This window comes from Mesorhizobium sp. M7A.F.Ca.CA.001.08.2.1, assembly GCF_003998455.1.
Classification (GTDB): Bacteria; Pseudomonadota; Alphaproteobacteria; order Rhizobiales; family Rhizobiaceae; genus Mesorhizobium; species Mesorhizobium ciceri.
In genome coordinates this window covers 1-1,014 of sequence record NZ_RZPW01001233.1, presented here as the reverse complement: position 1 = coordinate 1,014, position 1,014 = coordinate 1, and the positions used below count along the sequence as shown (strand labels likewise).

1 protein-coding gene and 1 pseudogene are annotated in these 1,014 nt (G+C 67.3%); both read left to right on the top strand.

Annotated elements, in window-relative coordinates; translation table 11 throughout:
- Positions 1 to 40: 40 nt before the first annotated feature.
- Positions 41 to 820 carry an ATP-binding cassette domain-containing protein gene (locus EN914_RS36440; protein ID WP_206527335.1) on the top strand — a complete coding sequence of 260 codons (780 nt, stop codon included), beginning with the start codon at positions 41 to 43 and terminating at the stop codon, positions 818 to 820.
- Positions 817 to 1,014, top strand: a pseudogene (locus tag EN914_RS36435) (sugar ABC transporter permease); the annotation flags it as partial. The gene EN914_RS36440 and the pseudogene EN914_RS36435, both read left to right, overlap by 4 nt.

Below are 1,014 nucleotides of genomic sequence, written 5' to 3'. Positions count from 1 at the left end.
GACCGATACCTCGGACGAACCGGTTCCGGCAGGCGAGCTGGTGCTCAGCCTGCGCGGCGTTTCGAAGAATTTCGGCGCCGTTTCGGCGCTCACCGACATCGATCTCGATGTCCATGCAGGCGAAGTGGTGGCGCTGGTCGGCGACAATGGCGCCGGCAAGTCGACCCTGGTCAAGATCCTGGCCGGCGTGCATCAGCCGAGCTCAGGCACGATCAGTTTTCGCGGCAAGCAGGTGACACTTGCCGATCCGAGTGCCGCGCTGACGCTCGGCATCGCCACCGTGTTCCAGGACCTGGCGCTGTGCGAGAACCTCGACATCGTCGCCAACATCTTCCTTGGCCGCGAACTCAGCCCGCTGCGGCTGGACGAGGTGGCGATGGAAGTGCGCGCCTGGACGCTGCTCAACGAGCTTTCGGCGCGCATCCCGAGTGTCCGCGAAGTGGTCGCTTCACTGTCGGGCGGCCAGCGCCAGACGGTGGCGATCGCGCGCTCGCTGCTGCTCGAACCCAAGCTCATCCTGCTCGACGAGCCGACGGCAGCGCTTGGCGTGGCGCAGACGGCGGAAGTGCTCAATTTGATCGAGCGGGTGCGCGACCGCGGCCTCGGCGTCGTCATCATCAGCCACAACATGGAAGACGTGCGCGCCGTCGCCGACCGCATCGTCGTGCTGCGGCTTGGCCGCAACAACGGCATCTTCTCGCCCGATGCCTCGAACCAGGAACTGGTCAGCGCCATCACCGGCGCCTCGAACAATTCGGTGTCGCGGCGCGCCGAGCGCAGGCAGGCCAGGCAAGACCAGACCCAGGAGCCACGCCCATGAGCCGCGAAGCCGAACAGGCCGCCCCCGTGCCGCCGCAGCTCGACCGCGCCGATGTGCGCGTCAAGCACGAGGCGGGGATCGGCGGCGCCATCCGCCGGTTCTTCGACCGGGTCCGCTCGGGCGATCTCGGCTCGCTGCCAGTGATTGTCGGGCTGGTCATCATCTGGACGGTGTTCGCCAGCATCAACCCGATC